This is a genomic window from Roseococcus sp. GW821-FHT12F05, from assembly GCF_058806835.1.
This window is the reverse complement of record NZ_JBXAQB010000010.1, coordinates 56,941-75,236: the sequence shown is the minus strand read 5'-3', so window position 1 is coordinate 75,236 and position 18,296 is coordinate 56,941. Positions and strand designations below refer to the sequence as shown.

Sequence of the window (18,296 nt, the reverse complement as noted above, 5' to 3'; positions counted from 1 at the left end):
ATATAACGATGGAGGATCAAGCATGACCGTCGATGTCCCCGTGACCCGCCACCCATTCCTGGACGGCAAACTCAAGCGCATGCTGATCGACGGGAAGTGGCTGGAGGCCGCCTCCGGCAAGACCTTCGAGACCTTCAACCCCGCCACCGGCGAGGTCCTGGCCACCGTCGCCGAGGGCGACAGCGAGGATATCGACCTCGCCGTCGGGGCCGCCCGCCGCGCCTTCGAGGGCCCCTGGTCGAAGGCGAAGCCCTTCGAGCGCCAGAACCTCCTGCTCAAGCTCGCCGATCTCGTCGACAAGCATTTCGAGGAACTGGCCGATCTGGACACGCTCGACATGGGCGCGCCGATGAGCCGCACGCGCGGCAGCCGCCTCCGCGCCGTGGGCATGCTGCGCTACTATGCGGGGCAGGCGACCTCGATCCACGGCGAGACCATCGAGAACTCGCTGCCCGGCGAGATCCACTCCTTCACGCTGAAGGAGCCGGTGGGCGTGGTCGGCGCCATCATCCCCTGGAACGGCCCGCTGACGGCCACGATCTGGAAGATCGGCCCCGCGCTCGCCACCGGCTGCACCGTGGTGCTGAAGCCGGCCGAGGAAGCGCCGCTCACCCCGCTGCGCCTGGCCGAGCTCTGCCTGGAGGCGGGCGTGCCGCCGGGCGTGGTGAACGTGGTGCCAGGCTTCGGCGAGACGGCGGGCGCCGCGCTCGCCGCGCATCGCGACGTGGACAAGGTGGCCTTCACGGGATCGCATCTGACGGGCCAGAAGATCATCCAGGCCTCGGCCGGCAACCTGAAGCGCGTCTCGCTGGAGCTCGGCGGCAAGTCGCCGGACGTGGTCTTCGCCGACGCCGATCTCGACGCGGCGGTGCCGGGCGCGGCCATGGCGGTCTTCGCCAATTCCGGCCAGATCTGCAGCGCCGGCACGCGGCTTTTCGTCGAGCGGAAGATCTACGAGGAGTTCTCCCAACGCGTCGCCGACTTCGGGAAATCCCTGAAGGTGGGCGACGGGCGCGACCCCGAGGTGCAGGTCGGCCCCCTGGTCTCGGTCGAGCAGCTCGAGCGCGTCACGGGCTACCTCTCCATCGGCCGGCAGGAGGGCGCGCGGCCGCTCTCCGGCGGCGAGCGGCTCACCGAGGGCGCGTTGTCCAAGGGCTTCTTCGTGCCGCCCACCGTCTTCGCCGACGTGAAGGACGAGATGCGCATCGCCCAGGAGGAGATCTTCGGCCCGGTTATCTCCGCCATCCCCTTCGACGACATCGAGGAGGTCATCGGCCGCGCCAACCGCACGGGCTTCGGCCTGGGCAGCGGCCTCTGGACGCGCGACGTGAGCAAGGCCCACAAGCTGGCCAAGGCGATCCGCGCGGGCTCGGTCTGGATCAACTGCTACCAGGCGATGGACCCGGCCGTGCCCTTCGGTGGCTACAAGATGAGCGGCTATGGCCGCGAAAGCGGCAAGCAGCACGTCGAGGAGTACCTGAACGTCAAGTCGGTCTGGATCAAGACCGGCTGACGGGGCAGTGTTGCGGGCGCATGACCAGGGTGCCCGCATGAGTCTCAAGACCGAAGGACGGGGCGTCTTCCACAGCTCCGTCTGCCCGCACGACTGCCCCTCGACCTGCGCGCTGGAGGTCGAGGTGATGCCCGGCGCGCAGCGCATCGGCGCAGTGCGCGGCGCCGCGGCGAACAACTACACGGCCGGCGTGATCTGCGCGAAGGTCGCGCGCTATTCGGAGCGCGTGCACCATCCCGACCGCGTGACGACAGCGCTGCTGCGCACGGGGCCGAAGGGCTCCGGCCAGTTCCGCGAGATCGGCATGGAGGAGGCGCTGGACCGCGTCGCCGAGCGCCTGATGGATGTCGCGGCGAAGCACGGGCCTGAGGCGGTCTGGCCCTACTACTTCGCCGGCACCATGGGCCTCGTGCAGCGCGACGGCATCAACCGGCTGCGCCACGTGATGCGCTACTCGCGCCAGCGCAGCACCATCTGCAGCACGATCTGCGAATCCGGCTGGATGGCGGGCGTCGGGAAATTCACGGGCCCCGATCCGCGCGAGATGGCGAAGTCCGACCTCATCGTCATGTGGGGCGGCAATCCCGTCGCGACGCAGGTGAACGTGATGACGCACATCACTCGCGCCCGGAAGGAGCGCGGCGCGCGACTGATTGTCGTCGACCCCTACCGCACCGGCACCGCCCAGGCCGCCGACCTGCACCTGCCCGTGCGCCCGGGCACCGACGGCGCCCTGGCCTGCGCGGTGATGCACGTCGCCTTCCGCGACGGCTTCGCGGACCGCGACTACATGGCGCGGTTCTCCGACGCCGATCCGGGGCTGGAGGCGCATCTCGCCGAGCGCGGCCCGGAATGGGCATCCGCGATCACCGGGCTTTCCGTCGAATCCATCGAGGCCTTCGCCCGCGAATACGGCACGACCGAGCGCGCCTATATCCGCTGCGGCTACGGCTTCTCCCGCTCGCGCAACGGCGCGGCCTGCCTGCATGCCGTGACCTGCCTGCCGACGGTCACGGGCAAGTGGCGGCACGAGGGTGCCGGCGCCTTCTGGAACAACCGCGGCATCTACCACTGGAACAAGACGCTCATCGAAGGGCTGGACCGCAAGGACACCACGATCCGCGAGATGGACATGTCCCGCATCGGCGCCGTGCTGACCGGCGACCGCAAGGAGCTCGGCGACGGGCCGCAGGTCCACGCCCTCTTCACCCAGAACGTGAATCCGGTGACCGTCGCGCCCGACAGCAACCGCGTGCGCCGCGGCTTTCTGCGCGACGATCTCTTCGTCTGCGTCCACGAGCAGTTCATGACCGAGACGGCCCGCATGGCCGACATCGTGCTGCCCGCGACGATGTTCCTCGAGCACGACGATCTCTACCAGGCCGGCGGCCACAGCCACATCCAGATCGGCCCGAAGCTCATCGAGGCGCCGGGCGAGTGCATGTCCAACCACGACGTCACGGCGGCCCTGGCGCGGCGCATGGGCGGCGCGCATCCCGGCTTCGGCATGAGCGCGATGGAGGTGATCGACGCCACGCTGCGCGCCTCCGGCTGGCCCGGTGCCGAGGAGGTGCTGGCGGGACGCTGGGTGGACGCGCAGCCGGACTACGCGGCAAGCCACTTCCTCGACGGCTTCGGCCATAAGGACAAGCGCTTCCACTTCGCCCCCGATTGGGCCGCCATCGGCCCCGATCATGCCCCCATGCCGAAATGGCCCGACCACATGGCCGCCATCGACGAGGCCAATGCCGCGCATCCCTTCCGCATGGTGACGGCGCCGGCGCGCCAGTTCCTCAACACGAGCTTCACCGAGACCATGACCTCGCGGAAGCGCGAGGGCCGGCCCACCGCGCTCGTCCATCCCGACGATGCCGGCCGTCTCGGCGTCGAGGATGGCGGCCGCGTGCGCCTCGGCAACGGCCGCGGCGAGGTGATCGTGCACGCGAAGCTCTTCGACGGGCTGCAGCCCGGCGTCATCGTCGTGGAAAGCGTCTGGCCCAATGCCGATTTCGAGGGCGGCATGGGCATCAACGCGTTGACGAGCGACGATCCCGCTCCACCTGCCGGAGGCGCGGTCTTCCACGACACTGCCGTCTGGATGCGCGCGATCGCCGCGCAAATGGAAAATACGCCCGCCCTCGCGGCCGAATAGCTTTCGTCACGGAGAGAAGTCCATGTCCGCCATGATCCAGCATGCGCAGCGCCGGTTGGGCGCGAGCGATCTCACGGTCCTGCCCATCGGCCTCGGCTGCATGTCGCTCTCCGGCGTCTATGGCGACGCCGACGATGCGGAATCGGTGAAGCTCATCCACCACGCCATCGAGCGCGGCGTGAACCATCTCGACAGCTCCGACATGTACGGCTGGGGCCACAACGAGAAGGTGCTGGGCGAGGCGCTGAAGGGCGGCTGGCGCGAGAAGATCGTGCTCGCGACGAAGTTCGGCCAGACCAGGCCCACCGAGCCCGGCGGCCCCAACGGCGCGAATGGCCGGCCCGAATACGTGCTGCAATCCTGCGAGGACAGCCTGAAGCGCCTCGGCGTGGAGGTGATCGACCTCTACTACCAGCACCGCGTCGACGCGGACGTGCCGATCGAGGAGACCGTGGGCGCCATGGCTGATCTCGTGAAGCAGGGCAAGGTTCGCTACCTCGGGCTTTCGGAGGCCGCGCCGGAGACCATCCGCCGCGCCCATGCCGTGCACCCGATCACCGCGGTGCAGACGGAATACTCCATCATGTACCGCGTCGAGGCGGAGGAGACGCTGAAGACCACGCGCGCGCTCGGCATCAGCTACGTCGCCTATTCGCCGCTCGGCCGCGGCTTTCTGACCGGCACCATCAAGACCCAGGAGCAGGTGGACGGCCGCCGTGCCGCCCATCCCCGCTTCAAGCCCGAGAACTTTTCCGCCAACCGCACGCTGGTGGCCCCGATCGAGGAACTGGCCGGGCGCAAGGGCTGCACGCCCGCGCAGGTCGCGCTCGCCTGGCTGCTGGCGCAGGGCGAGGACCTCGTGACCATCCCCGGCACGCGCAAGCCGGCGCGGCTGGACGAGAACCTGGGCGCGCTGGATGTCAGCCTGACCCCGGACGAGGTGGCGTCCCTGTCCGCCGCCCTCCCGCCCGGCGCCGCCTCGGGCACGCGCTACCCCGCGAGCAGCATGGCGCGGGTGCAGCTCTGAGAGGTTGCTCGGGAATTCCGGCGGCTGAGGGGGCGCGAGGGATTTTTCGCGCTCGGAAGGCGCCGGAATTTCGAGCGGCCTCCACCCTTGACCTTCCCATAAGGGCAAGCCCCATCTCCACCCCCGACGGACGACGAGGAGCGGCGAGATGACCGAATGCAGCTGCGGACGCGATCACGGGGCCGCGCCCAGGACCGCGATCGACCCGGTCTGCGGCAAGGTGATAGACCCGGCGAAGACCGAGCACCACGCCGGGCATGCCGGCCAGACCTACCACTTCTGCCGCGCCGGCTGCCGCACCATGTTCGTGGCCGATCCCGAGCGCTACGCGAAGAAGGCGGGGCCCTTCTCCTGCGAGGCTGCCGATCATCACCAGGCCGGGGCAGCGACGGCGATCGACCCGGTCTGCGGCATGACGGTGGACCCCGCGACGACGGCGCACCATGCCGAGCACGCAGGCACGACCTACCATTTCTGCAGCGCCGGCTGCCGGGAGAAATTCCTCGCCGACCCCAAGCGCTACGTGAAGAAGGCCGAGCCGGCTGGCGCCTCCTGCTGCCATGGCGGCCACGAGGGCCACCACCATCACGCCGAGGCGGCGACGGTGAAGGACCCGGTCTGCGGCATGGATGTGGACCCGGCGAAGACCCTGCATCACGCGGAGCATGCCGGCACCGGATACCATTTCTGCAGCGCGGGCTGCCGGACCAAATTCGTGGCCGATCCCGGCCGCTACCTGCACGCCAAGCCGCAACTGAAGGCCGAGCCGGTCGTCCCCGGCGCCATCTACACCTGTCCCATGCATCCCGAGATCCGTCAGGTCGGCCCGGGAAGCTGCCCCATCTGCGGCATGGCGCTGGAGCCCGAGATGCCCTCGGCCGAGACCGGGCCGAACCCGGAGCTCGTGGACTTCACGCGCCGCTTCTGGATCGGCCTCGTCCTCACACTGCCGGTCTTCGCGCTGGAGATGGGCGGGCATCTGGCGGGCATCCACCTCCTCGCGCCGCATACGAGCAACTGGGTCCAGCTCGTCCTGGCCACGCCCGTCGTGCTCTGGGCGGGATGGCCCTTCTTCGAGCGTGGCTGGAAGAGCCTTGTCACCCGCAACCTCAACATGTTCACGCTGATCGCGCTCGGCACCGGCGTCGCCTGGATCTACAGCATCGTCGCGACGGTCGTGCCCGGCATCTTCCCGCCGGCCTTCCGCGCGCATGACGGCTCGGTCGCGGTCTATTTCGAGGCGGCCGCGGTCATCACCGTCCTGGTGCTGGTAGGCCAGCTGCTGGAGCTCCGTGCCCGCGAGCGCACCGGCGGCGCCATCCGCGCGCTGCTGGACCTCGCGCCCGCCCTGGCACGCCGCGTCGCGGCCGATGGATCGGAGATCGAGATTCCGCTGGCCGAGGTCCAGGTCGGCGACCACCTCCGCGTCCGTCCCGGCGACAAGGTGCCGCTCGACGGTGAGGTGCTGGAAGGCAGCTCCTACCTCGACGAAAGCCTCGTCACCGGCGAATCCGTGCCGGTGGCCAAGGCGGTCGGGGCGCGCGTCATCGGCGGTACGCTGAACGGGCAGGGCTCCTTCGTGATGCGCGCGGATCGTGTCGGGCAGGACACGGTGCTGGCGCAGATCGTGCGCATGGTCGCCTCCGCCCAGCGCTCCCGCGCGCCGATCCAGCGCCTCGCCGACCAGGTGGCGGGGTGGTTCGTGCCGGCCGTCATCGCCGTGGCGCTCCTGGCCTTCGCCGCCTGGGCCGTCTGGGGGCCGGAGCCGCGGCTCGCCTATGGCCTGGTGGCGGCGGTGGCGGTGCTCATCATCGCCTGCCCCTGCGCGCTCGGCCTCGCCACGCCGATGTCGATCATGGTCGGCGTGGGCCGCGGCGCGCAGGCCGGCGTGCTGATCCGCGACGCCGAGGCGCTGGAGCGCATGGAGCGCATCGACACATTGGTCGTGGACAAGACCGGCACGCTCACCCAGGGGCGGCCCGAGGTGGTGGCGCTGGTCCCCTCCGGCCTGGACGAGGCGGAGATGCTCCGCCTCGCCGCCGGTCTGGAGCGGCCGAGCCAGCATCCGCTGGCCGAGGCCGTGGTGCGCGCCGCGCAGGCGCGCGGCTTCGCCATCCCGGCCGTGGAGGGCTTCGACGCACCGACCGGCCGCGGCGTGCTGGGCCGGGTGGAGGGCCGCGCGCTCGCCATCGGCAATGCGCGGCTGATGCAGGAGCAGGGCATCGATGTCGCCGGCATCGCCGCCGAGGCGGAGCGGCTGCGCGGCGAGGGCTCCACCGTCTTCTTCGTGGCGGCGGACGGGAAGGCGGCCGGCCTCATCGCCGTCGCCGATCCCGTGAAGGAGAGCGCCGCCGGGGCGCTGGCCGGCCTCGCGGCCGAGGGCGTTGATGTGGTGATGCTGACCGGCGACAGCCGCGCCACCGCCGAGGCCGTGGCGAAGCGCCTGGGCATCACCGAGGTCGAGGCCGAGGTACTGCCCGAGGACAAGCAGCGCATCGTCGAGAAACTGAAGAGCGAAGGCCGCCACGTCGCCATGGCCGGCGACGGCGTGAACGACGCGCCCGCCCTGGCCGCGGCCGAGATCGGCATCGCCATGGGCACCGGCACCGACGTGGCCATCGAGAGCGCCGGCATCACCCTGCTGGGCGGCGACCTCGCGGGCATCCTGCGCGCGCGGCGGCTCTCCCGGGCGGTGATGCGGAACATCCGCCAGAACCTGTTCTTCGCCTTCATCTACAACGCGGCCGGCGTGCCGATCGCGGCCGGCGTGCTCTACCCGATCTTCGGCCTGCTGCTCTCGCCGGTCATCGCGGCGGCGGCGATGGCGCTCTCCTCGGTGAGCGTGGTGGGCAACGCGCTGCGGCTGCGCGCAGCGAGGATCGACTGACTACTCCGGCTGGACGCCGGTGATCCGCACCACCTCGGCATAGCTGCGGATCTCGGCATCCAGGAAGGTGCGGAACTGCGCTGACGACATGGGCATTCCCACCGCGCCCAGCCGCTCATGCGCCGCGACCATCTCGGGCTCGCCGAGGATGCGGTTCACCTCGGCATTGAGGCGTTCGACGATCGCCGCCGGCGTGCCGGCCGGCGCGAAGAGACCGTTCCACAGCCCCGCCTCGAAGCCCGGAAAGGTGTCGGCGAGGGTGGGCAGCTCCGGCAGCAGGGCGGCGCGCTGCAGCCCGGTCGTGGCGAGGCCGCGAATCTGGCTCGCGCGGATCAGCGGCGCCAGCGTGAAGACGGCGTCGAAGAGGAGCTGGATCTGGCCCGCGACCAGCGCGGTCCGCGCCTCCGCGTAGTTGCGGTAGGGCACGTGCTGCATGCGGATGCCCGCCTGCGCGGCCAGCCGCTCCATCGTCAGGTGCAGCGCCGCGCCCGGCCCGGAGGAGGCGTAGTTCAGCATGCCGGGATTCGCCTTCGCATGGGCGATGAGCTCGGCCAGCGAGTGCACCGGCAGGTTGTTCGCCACCACCAGCGCGAAGGGAAAGCTGTCGAGCATCGCGACGGGCGCGAGATCCGTCATCAGCCGGAAGGGCCGTCGCGGCTGCAGCGTCTCGTTGATCGCCTGGTTGGTCGTGCCGACGACCAGCGCATAGCCATCCGGCGGCGATTTCGCGACGGCGTCCACGCCGATGGTGCCGGCGAGGCCGGGCCGGTTCTCCGCCACCACGGACTGCCCCAATCCACGCGACAGCCGCTCCGCGACGAGCCGCGCCACCGTGTCGGTCGAGCCGCCGGGCGAATAGGGCACGATCAGCCGCAGCGGCCGGCGCGGCCAGCCGGCCTCCTGTGCCCTCGCGGGGAAGGGCAGGGTAACGGCGAGGCCGAGCAGCGCGCGGCGGTCCATCAGATCGTCACCGGCAGGGTCCGGCCTTCCTGCAGGGACTGCTCGATGATTTCAGCGAGACGCACCAGCCGCAGCCCGTCCGCGCCCGTGCCGAGGCGCGTGCCACCATCGGCGAGGTCCATGGCGAAGCCATCCAGCTCGTCGCGGTAGAGGTCGCAGGCCGCGACGCGCTCCTCCCGCTTGCCCTGGGCATTGGTGACGGTGAGGCTGAATTCCTCGACCCAGCGGAGCGGCCCGGTGCGCAGCATGCCGGCCGTGCCGATCACCACGAGATCGCTGCCCGAGAAGGGCGCCTCGCGCGAGGCGCGCAGGCTGACCTGTGCGCCACCCTCGGTGCGCAGCAGCAGCGTGATGGTGTCGGCGCCCTGGCCGCTGCCCGGCGGCGGATAGGCGAGGCCGGAGACGCTGGCATAGCCCTGGCCGAGCAGCCGCGGCACCAGGTCCAGCAGATGCAGGCCCACGTCGTAGAGGATCCCACCGCCCTGGGCCGGATCCTCGCGCCAGGGTGCGCGTTCCGACAGCGGCGCCGCGCGCTCGATGGACAGCGCCCGGACCGTGCCGATCTCACCCGACCGCAGCACCTCGCCCACGCGCGACAAAAAATTCTCGAAGCGCAGGTGCAGGCCGAGGCGCAGCATCACGCCGGCCGTCTCGCAGGCCGCGATCATCGCGAGCGCGTCGGCCTCGGTCATCGCCAGCGGCTTCTCGCAGAGCACGTGCTTGCCGGCGGCGGCGGCTTCCAGCACCACGTCGAGGTGCCTGTCGTTCGGCGTCATGACGAAGACCGTGTCCACGTCCGGCGCGCGCACGAGCTCCTTATAATCCCCGTAGATGCGGGGGATTCCATGGTGTTCACCGAAGGCGCGGCCCTTCTCCGGATCGCGCGTGGCGCCCGCGGTCACCACCGCATGCTGCGCGCGCCCCAGCGCCGGCATGATCCCGTTCGCCGCCAGCGAGCCCAGCCCGACGAGCCCCCAGCGCAACGACTTCACCATCCCCCGATCACCCCCGATGTCCGGAGCGAGCATAGGTGTGCCGCGGCGGCGCTGCCAATTGCCCGACGCCCCGTCGCGCCGCACACTCACGCCGAAGAGGAGCGAGATCGCATGGAAAAGCTGCTGATGATGGCCGCGCCGCTGGGCGAGCGCCTGCGCCAACGCAAGGAGACGGTCGCCGTCTCGGAATCCTCCGCGGGCGGGCTGATCTCGGCCGCGCTGCTCGCGCAGGCCGGCGCCTCGGCCTATTTCCTCGGTGGCGCCGTGACCTACACCGGGCCCGCGCGGCTCGGCCTCGTCGGCATCACGCCCGAGGACATGGAGGGCATGCGCTCCTCCAGCGAGCCCTACGCCATGCTGCTCGCGCGCCGCCTGCGCGAGCGGCTGGGCGCGACCTGGGGCCTCGCCGAGACCGGCGCGGCCGGCCCTACGGGCAACCGCTACGGCGACGCGGCGGGGCACAGCTGCCTCGCCATCTCTGGCCCGGTGGAGATGGTGCGCACGCTGGAGACCGGCATGTCCGACCGATGGGAGAACATGCTCGACTTCGCGGCCGCGGCCATGAACCTGCTCGGCGAGGGCATGGACGCCGCGGGATAGGCACATCGCTTGCATGGCGCCCTGGTGACTTCACGCACCAGAGGATTTTCGCCGGCATGACGCGCGCCCGACTGTTTTTCGCTGCCCTGATTTCCATCGTGCTGGGTGCATCCAGTGCAATCGCGCAGCCCGCCTGGCCCACGCGCCCGGTCTCGATCGTCGTGCCCTACGTCCCCGGCGGCCCGTCCGACCTGCTGGCCCGCGCGCTGGCCGGCCCGCTCCAGGCGGCGATCGGCCAGTCCGTGCTGGTGGAGAACCGGACCGGCGGCAATGGCGTCGTCGCCGTGCAGTACGTGACGCGCCAGCCGGCGGACGGGCACACGCTCTTCATCGCGGCGAGCGGCATCATGACGGTGACACCGGCGATCAACGCGCGGCTGCCCTATGATCCGACGACGGACTTCACGCCGCTGACGCTCGCCATCAGCGCGCCCAACCTGATGGTGGTGAACCCAAGCATCCCCGCCACGAACGTGACGGAGCTGGTGGCCTGGCTGAAGGCCAATCCCGGCACGGCCTCCTTCGGCTCCTCGGGCATCGGTTCCTCCGAGCAGCTGGGCATGGAGCTGTTCAAGCTGCTGACCGGCACCACGCCGACGCATATCCCCTATCCCGGCGGCGGCGCGGCAGTGACCGATCTCGTTTCGGGCACCTTGCAACTCTCGCTGCTGAACATCGCGACCGTGGCGCCGCATGTGGCAGGCGGGCGGCTGCGCGCCATCGCCGTCGGCGGCACGCAGCGGCATCCGCTGCTGCCCAACGTGCCCACCTTCCTGGAAGCCGGCATGTCCGACTACACCACCGGAAGCTGGCACGGCATCGTCGGCCCGCGCGGGATGGCACCGGCGCTGCAACTGCGCGTGCAGGAGGCGCTTCGGACCGCGCTTCGCGACCCGCAGATCGCCCAGCGGCTGGCGGCGACGGGCTTCGCCGTGGAAGCCACGGATGGCGCGGCGCTTCAATCCACCATCGTGGGTGACCTGGCGCGCTGGCGCGAGGTCGTGCGCAGCGCGAACATCAGCGTCGACTGATGCAGACCATCCCCGCCCGCCGCGGCAAGGCGACGCATCTGAAGGCCGGTCAGTCCATCCGCATCGTCAACACGCATGGCGAGCAGGTGGTGGACACCTGGGCCTTCGTGGAGGGGGCCTTCACGACGGGGATGCTCACCGAGTTCCTGTCCATGGAGCACACGCGCGCCACGCTGACCAAGCTGATCCCGCGCGTCGGCGACGGGCTCTACACCAACCGCCGCCGCAGGATCCTGACGATGGTGGAGGACAGCTCGAAGGGCGATCACGACACGCTGATCGCCGCCTGCGACAGCGAGCGCTACATCCTGCTCGGCGTGCGCGAGTACCACGACAACTGCACCGACAATCTCTTCGCCGCGATGCAGGCGCTGGGCCTGACTCCGCCGGAATGCCCGAGCCCGCTCAACCTCTTCATGAACATCCCCTGGACGCCGTCGGGCGGGCTCTCCTTCGAGCCGCCGACGACCAAGCCGGGCGACTACGTGACCCTGCGCGCGGAACTCGACTGCATCGTCGCGATGTCGGCCTGCCCGCAGGACATCCTGCCGATCAACGGCACCTCGGGAAAACCCACCGAAGCGCATTTCGAGATCATCGATCGGGCCTGATCGCTTCAGGCCCTCTGCGGCCTGAAGCGCGAATCAGCCTCGCGGCGCATCCGGCGACCACCGCAGCAGGCGGAGCGCGTTCAGCGTCACCAGCACCGTGGCGCCCGTATCCGCCAGGATCGCCGGCCAGAGCCCTGTGACGCCGGCCAGGGTGGTGACCAGGAACACGCCCTTCAGCCCCACCGCGACGGCCACGTTCTGCTTCACATTCGCCATGGTGGCGCGCGAGAGCGCGACGAGCTCCGCCACGCCCGTCACGCGGTCGCGCAGCACGGCCGCATCGGCCGTCTCTAGCGCGACATCCGTGCCGCCACCCATGGCGATGCCGACCGAGGCCGCCGCGAGAGCGGGCGCGTCGTTGATGCCGTCGCCCACCATCGCCACCGGGCCCTGCGCCTTGAGCGCGGCGATCTCGCGCAGCTTGTCCTCCGGCAGCAGCTCCGCCTTCACCTCGAGGCCGAGGCTGGCGCCGATGGCGGCGCCGGTGCGGGCATTGTCGCCTGTCAGCATCACCGGCCGCACGCCGAGCGCGGTCAGCGCCGCCATGCCGGCGGCCGCATCGGCGCGCGGCTCGTCGCGCAGCGCGATCAGGCCGAGCGGATCCTGGCCGATCTGCGCCACGGAAACGGTCTTTCCCTCGCCCTCCAGCCGCGCCAGCGCCTCGGCGAGCGGACCGGAGGCCGGCACGTGGCGCGGGCTGCCGATCATCACCACGCGTCCCGCGACGACAGCCTGCACCGCCTTGCCCGGCGTGGCGGAGAAGCCGCGCGCGGGCGGCACGCTCAGGCCGCGCTGGCCGGCTTCCGCCAGGATGGCCCTGGCCAGCGGATGCGAGCTGCCCTGCTCGACGCCGGCTGCCAGCGCCAGCAGCTCGTTCTCGGAGCGGCCCTCGGCGGGGATCACGTCGGTCACGCGGGGCCGCCCCTCGGTCAGCGTGCCCGTCTTGTCGAAGGCGATGTGGCGGATGGCGCCGATCACCTCCAGCGCCGCGCCGCCCTTCACCAGCAGCCCGCGCCGCGCGCCGGCCGAGAGGCCCGAGGCCATGGCGGCCGGGACCGAGATCACCAGGGCGCAGGGACAGGCGATCAGCAGCACGGCCAGGCCGCGATAGAGGCTGGTGGACCAGTCCCAGCCGAAGAGGAACGGCGTCGCCAGGATCACCAGCAGCGACACGATCATCGCCCCCGGCGTCCACCACGCGGAAAAACGCTCGATGAAGCGCTGCGTCGGCGCGCGCGAGGCCGTGGCCTCCTCCACCATGCGGATGATGCGCGCGATGGTGTTGTCGGAGGCCGCATGCGTCACGCGGATCCGCAGCGCGCCGTCGGCATTGATGCTGCCGGCGCGCACCACCTCGCCCGGACCGCGCGTCACCGGCACGCTCTCGCCGGTGACGGGGCTCTCGTCCAGCGCGGAGCGGCCCTCCTCGATGGCCCCGTCGCAGGGCAGCCGGTCGCCGGGGCGGGCGAGCACCAGATCGCCGACCTTGAGATGCGCGGCCGGAATCTCCTCCGTGCCGCCGGCCGCGGTCATGCGCAGGGCCGTGCGCGGCATGAGCGAGGCCAGCGCGCGGATGCCCGCCCGCGCGCGCCCGGCGGCGACGTTCTCCAGCATCTCGCCCAGCGCGAAGAGCAGCACGACCACCGCCGCCTCCTCCGCCGCGCCGATGATGGCGGCACCGATTGCGGCCGTGCACATCAGCGTCTCGATGGAGAAGGGGCTGCCCATGCGGGCCAGCGCGATGGCGCGCCGGCCGAAGGGGATCAGCGCGACCAGCGTGGCGACGAGGAAGAGCGAATCCGTCAGCCGCTCCGGCAGGATGAGGGACAGGAGGTAGGCCACGCCCACCAGCCCGCCCAGCAGCCAGGTGAGCTTCGCCTTGCCGGTGGCCCACCAGGGCTTCTCGGCGTCCTTCGGGTCGTCATGGTCGTGATGCGAATGGATGTGACCCTGCTCCACCGTCGGAGCGGCGGTGAGCGGCGTCGCGGTGAAGCCGAGGGCCGCGACCTGCCGCTCCACCTCCTCGGGCCGGGCGGTGGAGAGCGAGGCGGTCAGCCGCTCCGCCATCAGGTTGACCTCGATGTCCGCGATGCCCGGCATCTTCTCCAGCGCGCGGGTGAGGCTGGCCACGCAGCCCGCGCAGTCCATGCCCTCCACGCGCCAGCTCAACCTGTCGCCATCCATCGAAGTGCGCTCCATCATCCGCCCTGTAGATGGGGTCTCCCAGGGCGGGAGATCAGGGCGGGCGCTATTCGATCACGATCTCGCCCACCATGCCATGATGCGCATGGGTCCTGCCGTCGGCGCCGACGATGCCGCAGCGCAGGTCCGTGATGCGGCCGGTCGCGACCGGGACGAGCCACCATTCGGCGGCATGGCCGGGATAGACCTCGATCTCGCGAATGGCGCCCTTGAACTCCGCCAGCGTCACCTCGCGCCCGTCGGCGCCGCGCTGCGTCACCTGCGCCTTGCGGGTGTAGACGCGGTTCGCGAATTCGTCGGAGGTGAAGTAGTGGGGGTCGCGGCTGACATTGCGCAGCACGAGGCGATAGAGCTTGCCCGTCTCGAAGCGAAGGCGGTTTGGCTCGAAGGCATGCTGCCCGTCGGGCCGGCCGAGCTCGACCGTCACCACGATGGGCGCCTGCCGGCTCAGATCCCCCGCCGCGTGGGCGGGCCGGGCGGCCGCGGCGAGGGCCACGGCGGTGGCGGCGGCGGCGATGCCGCTGCGGCGGTCGAGCATGTTCGTTTCTCCCGGTTTTTCTTGTGGTTCAGTCTCCGAAGGCGACGTCGGCGAGCAGCTTCACGTTCAGCGCCACGATCAGCGCGGCGCAGGCCCAGCCCAGCACGACCTGCCAGCGCGGCGCCGCGAGCGCGCCGAGCCGGGACTTGTCCTGCGCGAAGAGCATCAGCGGGATCACCGCGAAGGGGAGCTGGAGCGACAATATGACCTGCGAGAGCACCAGCAGCTGCGCTGTCCCGCTCGCCCCGTAGTGCCAGGTGACGATCACCGCCGGCACGATGGCGACGAGCCGCGTGACGAGCCGCCGCAGCACCGGCGGCAGGCGGAAGTGCAGGAAGCCCTCCATCACCACCTGCCCGGCCAGCGTCGCGGTGACCGTCGCGTTCAGTCCGCACAGGAGCAGCGCCAGGGCGAAGAGCGTCGCCGCCAGCCCGCTGCCCAGCAGCGGCGCGATGAGGTGGTAGGCGTCGCCGATCTCGGCGATCTCGGTGTTGCCCGTGGTGTGGAAGACCGAGGCCGCCGTGATGAGGATCGCCGAGTTGATGAAGAGCGCGATGGTCAGCGCGATGCTGCTGTCGATCGTGGCGTAGCGGATGGCCTCGCGCTTGCTGCTCTCGTCCGGATCCCAGGCGCGCGACTGCACCACCGCCGTATGGAGGTAGAGGTTGTGCGGCATCACCGTCGCGCCGATGATGCCCATGGCGATGTAGAGCTGCGTCTGGTTGGTCACGATGGAGACGGCGGGGATGTAGCCGCGCAGCACGTCGCCCCAGACCGGGTTGGACAGCGCGATCTGCACCGCGAAGCAGCCGAAGATCAGCGCGATCATCCCGAAGACCAGCGCCTCCAGCCAGCGCACGCCCTTGTTCTGCAGCCAGAGCATCAGGAAGGCGTCCAGCGCCGTCAGCAGCACGCCGTAGAGCAGCGGGATGCCGAAGAGCAGCTCCAGCGCGATCGCCGTGCCGATGAGCTCTGCGAGGTCGGTCGCGCAGATGGCGATCTCGGCCAGGAACCAGAGCGGATAGGCCATGAACTTCGGAAAGCGCTCGCGGCAGAGCTGGGCGAGGTCGCGCCCCGTCGCCACGCCGATCCGCACGCAGAGCGCCTGCAGCAGGATCGCCATCAGCGAGGAGGTCAGCGCGACGGCCAGCAGCGTGTAGCCGAAGGCCGAGCCGCCCGCGAGCGAGGTCGCCCAGTTGCCCGGGTCCATGTAGCCGACGGCGACCAGGTAGCCCGGCCCCATGAAGGCGAAGAGCTTGCGCAGAAAGCCGCCCGCATTGGGCACCGCGACGCTGCGATGCACCTCGGGCAGGCTCCGTGCCGAAGTCCCGGCCGGCGAGGTCCGGGCCGGCACGGGCAGGGCCTGGGCGGTCAGGGGCGCGATGGGTTCGGCCATGCTTGGCTCCAAAGTTCAGCTTAAGCTAATATCTGCAACCACGCCTATCAATCCCGGATATTCTGCCATGGTCATGCGTTCCCCCCGCGCCCAGCGCCCCCTCCCGCCGGCCGAGGACCACGCCGCCCGCTTCGCGCGGCAGCGCGAGGGCGACCGCATGGCCGTCGCCGAGGACTATGTGGAGCTGGTGGCCGACCTGTTGCGCGAGGAGGGCGAGGCCCGCTCGGTCGAGATCGCGCGGCGCATGGGCGTGGCCCAGGCGACGGTGGCGGCGACGGTGACGCGGCTGCAGCGCGACGGGCTGGTCGCCACCAAGCCCTATCGCGGGATTTTCCTCACCGAGGCGGGCCAGGCCATGGCCACCGCCGCCCGCGAGCGGCACGAGTTGGTGGTGCGCTTCCTGCTGGCATTGGGGCTGGATCGCGCCACGGCGGAGGCGGATGCCGAGGGGCTGGAGCACCATGCCAGCGAGGCGACGCTGGCCGCCTTCGCGCGGTTCCTGGAAAAGAGCTAGCGCCGGGGCGCATCCCTCAGCGCGTCCCCGTTGGAAACCACCCGCCGCGGGATCCTCGCGGCCGGCGACAGGTGTGCCGGCTCGACGAGGCAAGCCGCGGCGGCCCCTGGGTGCCGGGATCCGCAGCCTCATCGCGCACCGCCATCCGCTACCGAAATTTACGTGAATTTACGGAGGCGGCGTGAGCCGATTGGCTAGCCTCCCGCCCAGAAGCAAAGGTCGCCACCCGGCATTCGGGCGCCGGCCCCGTCCGCCTCGGACAGCGCGTCAACTTGAAAGAGGGCCGACCCGATGACGCCTCCAGATTGGATCCCGACACGTCGCGATTTCATCGCCAGCGCGGGAGCCGCAACGGCGCTTGCCGCGGTGCCGTCCTTCCAGGCGGGGCCGGCACTGGCGGCAACGGCTCCGTCGAGCGACGTGACCATCAAGGTCAACGGCGCGTCCCATGCCCTGACGCTCGACACGCGGACGACGCTGCTCGACGCGCTGCGCGAGCACCTTCACCTCGCGGGCACCAAGAAGGGCTGCGACCACGGGCATTGCGGCGCCTGCACGGTGCTGGTCAACGGCACGCGCATCAACGCCTGCCTCAGCCTCGCCGTGATGCACGAGGGCGACAGCGTGACCACGATCGAAGGCCTCGGCACGCCGGAGGCGATGCATCCGATGCAGGCCGCCTTCGTGAAGCATGACGGCTTCCAGTGCGGCTACTGCACGCCGGGCCAGATCTGCTCGGCCGTCGCCGTTCTCGAGGAAGTCGGGCGCGGCGTTCCCAGCCACGTCTCCGGCGACCTCACCGCGCCGATGACGCTCAGCAACGCCGAACTGCGCGAGCGGATGAGCGGCAACATCTGCCGCTGCGGCGCCTATTCCAACATCGCCGAGGCGATCACCGAAGTCGCGGGAGGCCGTGGATGACCCCCTTCACCTACGAACGGGCGGCGAGCCCTCTTGCGGCCGTCCGCGCCGTCGCCGCGACCCCCGGGGCAAAGTTCATCGCCGGCGGGACCAACCTCCTCGATCTCATGAAGTTCCAGATCGAGACCCCCGCACATCTCGTCGATGTCCGGGGCCTGCCGCTGGCCGCGATCGAGGAGACCGCCGACGGCGGCCTCAGGATCGGCGCGCTCGTCACCAACACCGCGCTCGCAGCGCACCCCCGGGTGAAGCGCGACTACGGCGTCCTGTCCCGCGCGATCGTCGCCGGCGCGACGGGCCAGCTGCGCAACAAGGCCTCCGTGGGCGGCAACCTCCTGCAGCGCAACCGCTGCCCCTATTTCTACAACACGCACACGGCCTGCAACAAACGCGCGCCTGGCTCCGGCTGTTCCGCGATCGGCGGGGCCTCGCGCTCGCTGGCGGTCATCGGGACGAGCGATGCCTGCATCGCACAGAACCCCGGCGATATGGCGGTCGCGCTGACGGTGCTGGACGCCACCGTCGAGACGCTGGACACCGAGGGCCGCACGCGCCGCATCCCGATCGCCGAGTTCTTCCGCCTCCCCGGCGATACGCCGGAGGTCGAGTTCGCCCTGAATCCCGGCGAGCTGATCACGGCCGTCACGCTGCCGCCGCCGCTTGGCGGCACGCATCACTACCACAAGGTCCGCGACCGCGCGTCCTACGCCTTCGCGATCGTCTCGGTCGCCGCGGTCCTGCAGCGGGACGGCTCGGGCCAGGTGGCCTTCGGCAGCGTGGCGCCGCGCCCGTGGCGTGTCGCGGCGGCGGAGGAGGCGCTGGCGCAGGGACCGGCGGCCGTCGTCTCGATCGCCTTCCAGGGCGCGCGGCCGACCCACGAGAACGGCTTCAAGATACCGCTCGCCGAGCGCACGCTCGCGCTGGTCGTCGCCGAAAGCAGGAGCTGAGC

The 18,296-nt window shown here is 70.8% G+C and carries 15 protein-coding genes; 10 read left to right on the top strand and 5 right to left on the bottom strand.

Features of this window, described 5'->3' with window-relative positions:
* Positions 1 to 22 precede the first annotated feature (22 nt).
* The 4 genes from AC1ROY_RS22080 to AC1ROY_RS22065 all read left to right on the top strand — a co-directional run bounded on the left by AC1ROY_RS22080 (position 23) and on the right by AC1ROY_RS22065 (position 7,579).
* Positions 23 to 1,513 (top strand): aldehyde dehydrogenase family protein, encoded by a 1,491-nt coding sequence (locus AC1ROY_RS22080; protein WP_493151049.1) that lies wholly within the window; start codon positions 23 to 25, stop codon positions 1,511 to 1,513.
* A gap of 37 nt (positions 1,514 to 1,550) precedes the next feature.
* On the top strand, positions 1,551 to 3,665 hold the full coding sequence (locus tag AC1ROY_RS22075; protein ID WP_493151048.1) for a molybdopterin-containing oxidoreductase family protein: 2,115 nt from the start codon (positions 1,551 to 1,553) through the stop codon (positions 3,663 to 3,665).
* Between the two features lie 22 nt (positions 3,666 to 3,687).
* Positions 3,688 to 4,692 carry an aldo/keto reductase gene (locus AC1ROY_RS22070; RefSeq protein ID WP_493151047.1) on the top strand — a complete coding sequence of 335 codons (1,005 nt, stop codon included), beginning with the start codon at positions 3,688 to 3,690 and terminating at the stop codon, positions 4,690 to 4,692.
* Between the two features lie 148 nt (positions 4,693 to 4,840).
* Entirely contained in the window at positions 4,841 to 7,579 is a 2,739-nt protein-coding gene (locus AC1ROY_RS22065) for a heavy metal translocating P-type ATPase (RefSeq protein WP_493151046.1), read from the top strand.
* Here the strand turns inward: AC1ROY_RS22065 and AC1ROY_RS22060 are convergent, their stop codons facing one another.
* The gene (locus AC1ROY_RS22060; RefSeq protein WP_493151045.1) at positions 7,580 to 8,539 is read right to left on the bottom strand and encodes a tripartite tricarboxylate transporter substrate binding protein; all 960 of its coding nucleotides are present in this window, start codon (positions 8,537 to 8,539) and stop codon (positions 7,580 to 7,582) included.
* The gene (locus AC1ROY_RS22055; RefSeq protein WP_493151044.1) at positions 8,539 to 9,534 is read right to left on the bottom strand and encodes a Gfo/Idh/MocA family protein; all 996 of its coding nucleotides are present in this window, start codon (positions 9,532 to 9,534) and stop codon (positions 8,539 to 8,541) included. Before AC1ROY_RS22055 ends, AC1ROY_RS22060 begins: the two co-directional genes overlap by 1 nt.
* A 111-nt stretch (positions 9,535 to 9,645) precedes the next feature.
* On the opposite strand from AC1ROY_RS22055, the gene AC1ROY_RS22050 reads away from it, so the two are divergent.
* The 3 genes from AC1ROY_RS22050 to AC1ROY_RS22040 are packed head-to-tail and all read left to right on the top strand — an operon-like array spanning position 9,646 to position 11,776.
* The gene (locus tag AC1ROY_RS22050; RefSeq protein WP_493151043.1) at positions 9,646 to 10,134 is read left to right on the top strand and encodes a CinA family protein; all 489 of its coding nucleotides are present in this window, start codon (positions 9,646 to 9,648) and stop codon (positions 10,132 to 10,134) included.
* Positions 10,135 to 10,190: 56 nt separating this feature from the next.
* Positions 10,191 to 11,165, top strand: a complete 975-nt coding sequence (locus AC1ROY_RS22045) for a Bug family tripartite tricarboxylate transporter substrate binding protein (protein WP_493151042.1) — start codon at positions 10,191 to 10,193, stop codon at positions 11,163 to 11,165.
* Positions 11,165 to 11,776: a DUF1989 domain-containing protein gene (locus AC1ROY_RS22040; RefSeq protein WP_493151041.1), complete on the top strand. Its 612-nt coding sequence runs from the start codon at positions 11,165 to 11,167 to the stop codon at positions 11,774 to 11,776. Before AC1ROY_RS22045 ends, AC1ROY_RS22040 begins: the two co-directional genes overlap by 1 nt.
* Before the next feature lie 33 nt (positions 11,777 to 11,809).
* Here the strand turns inward: AC1ROY_RS22040 and AC1ROY_RS22035 are convergent, their stop codons facing one another.
* From AC1ROY_RS22035 to AC1ROY_RS22025, 3 genes are all read right to left on the bottom strand, one after another.
* The gene (locus AC1ROY_RS22035) at positions 11,810 to 13,960 is read right to left on the bottom strand and encodes a heavy metal translocating P-type ATPase (RefSeq protein WP_493151040.1); all 2,151 of its coding nucleotides are present in this window, start codon (positions 13,958 to 13,960) and stop codon (positions 11,810 to 11,812) included.
* Positions 13,961 to 14,024: 64 nt separating this feature from the next.
* Complete coding sequence (locus AC1ROY_RS22030) at positions 14,025 to 14,516, bottom strand: cupredoxin domain-containing protein (RefSeq protein WP_493151039.1); 492 nt, start codon at positions 14,514 to 14,516, stop codon at positions 14,025 to 14,027.
* A 28-nt stretch (positions 14,517 to 14,544) separates the two neighbouring features.
* Positions 14,545 to 15,912: an Nramp family divalent metal transporter gene (locus AC1ROY_RS22025; RefSeq protein WP_493151038.1), complete on the bottom strand. Its 1,368-nt coding sequence runs from the start codon at positions 15,910 to 15,912 to the stop codon at positions 14,545 to 14,547.
* A gap of 67 nt (positions 15,913 to 15,979) precedes the next feature.
* Between AC1ROY_RS22025 and mntR the strand changes: the two genes are divergently transcribed.
* The 3 genes from mntR (at position 15,980) to AC1ROY_RS22010 (ending at position 18,294) form a co-directional block, all read left to right on the top strand.
* Positions 15,980 to 16,426 carry a manganese-binding transcriptional regulator MntR gene (gene mntR / locus AC1ROY_RS22020; protein WP_493151037.1) on the top strand — a complete coding sequence of 149 codons (447 nt, stop codon included), beginning with the start codon at positions 15,980 to 15,982 and terminating at the stop codon, positions 16,424 to 16,426.
* 291 nt (positions 16,427 to 16,717) lie between these two features.
* Entirely contained in the window at positions 16,718 to 17,347 is a 630-nt protein-coding gene (gene paoA, locus AC1ROY_RS22015) for an aldehyde dehydrogenase iron-sulfur subunit PaoA (RefSeq protein ID WP_493151036.1), read from the top strand.
* Complete coding sequence (locus AC1ROY_RS22010; RefSeq protein WP_493151035.1) at positions 17,344 to 18,294, top strand: FAD binding domain-containing protein; 951 nt, start codon at positions 17,344 to 17,346, stop codon at positions 18,292 to 18,294. The genes paoA and AC1ROY_RS22010 overlap by 4 nt, the downstream gene beginning before the upstream one ends.
* Positions 18,295 to 18,296 lie beyond the last annotated feature (2 nt).

Excerpts from the sequence above, each read along its gene's own strand:
- AC1ROY_RS22080 (WP_493151049.1), top strand. The coding sequence starts at position 23 with ATGACCGTCGATGTCCCCGTGACCCGCCACCCATTCCTGGACGGCAAA.
- AC1ROY_RS22075 (WP_493151048.1), top strand. The coding sequence starts at position 1,551 with ATGAGTCTCAAGACCGAAGGACGGGGCGTCTTCCACAGCTCCGTCTGC.
- AC1ROY_RS22070 (WP_493151047.1), top strand. The coding sequence starts at position 3,688 with ATGTCCGCCATGATCCAGCATGCGCAGCGCCGGTTGGGCGCGAGCGAT.
- AC1ROY_RS22065 (WP_493151046.1), top strand. The coding sequence starts at position 4,841 with ATGACCGAATGCAGCTGCGGACGCGATCACGGGGCCGCGCCCAGGACC.
- AC1ROY_RS22060 (WP_493151045.1), bottom strand. The coding sequence starts at position 8,539 with ATGGACCGCCGCGCGCTGCTCGGCCTCGCCGTTACCCTGCCCTTCCCC.
- AC1ROY_RS22055 (WP_493151044.1), bottom strand. The coding sequence starts at position 9,534 with ATGGTGAAGTCGTTGCGCTGGGGGCTCGTCGGGCTGGGCTCGCTGGCG.
- AC1ROY_RS22050 (WP_493151043.1), top strand. The coding sequence starts at position 9,646 with ATGGAAAAGCTGCTGATGATGGCCGCGCCGCTGGGCGAGCGCCTGCGC.
- AC1ROY_RS22045 (WP_493151042.1), top strand. The coding sequence starts at position 10,191 with ATGACGCGCGCCCGACTGTTTTTCGCTGCCCTGATTTCCATCGTGCTG.
- AC1ROY_RS22040 (WP_493151041.1), top strand. The coding sequence starts at position 11,165 with ATGCAGACCATCCCCGCCCGCCGCGGCAAGGCGACGCATCTGAAGGCC.
- AC1ROY_RS22035 (WP_493151040.1), bottom strand. The coding sequence starts at position 13,960 with ATGGATGGCGACAGGTTGAGCTGGCGCGTGGAGGGCATGGACTGCGCG.
- AC1ROY_RS22030 (WP_493151039.1), bottom strand. The coding sequence starts at position 14,516 with ATGCTCGACCGCCGCAGCGGCATCGCCGCCGCCGCCACCGCCGTGGCC.
- AC1ROY_RS22025 (WP_493151038.1), bottom strand. The coding sequence starts at position 15,912 with ATGGCCGAACCCATCGCGCCCCTGACCGCCCAGGCCCTGCCCGTGCCG.
- mntR (WP_493151037.1), top strand. The coding sequence starts at position 15,980 with ATGGTCATGCGTTCCCCCCGCGCCCAGCGCCCCCTCCCGCCGGCCGAG.
- paoA (WP_493151036.1), top strand. The coding sequence starts at position 16,718 with ATGACGCCTCCAGATTGGATCCCGACACGTCGCGATTTCATCGCCAGC.
- AC1ROY_RS22010 (WP_493151035.1), top strand. The coding sequence starts at position 17,344 with ATGACCCCCTTCACCTACGAACGGGCGGCGAGCCCTCTTGCGGCCGTC.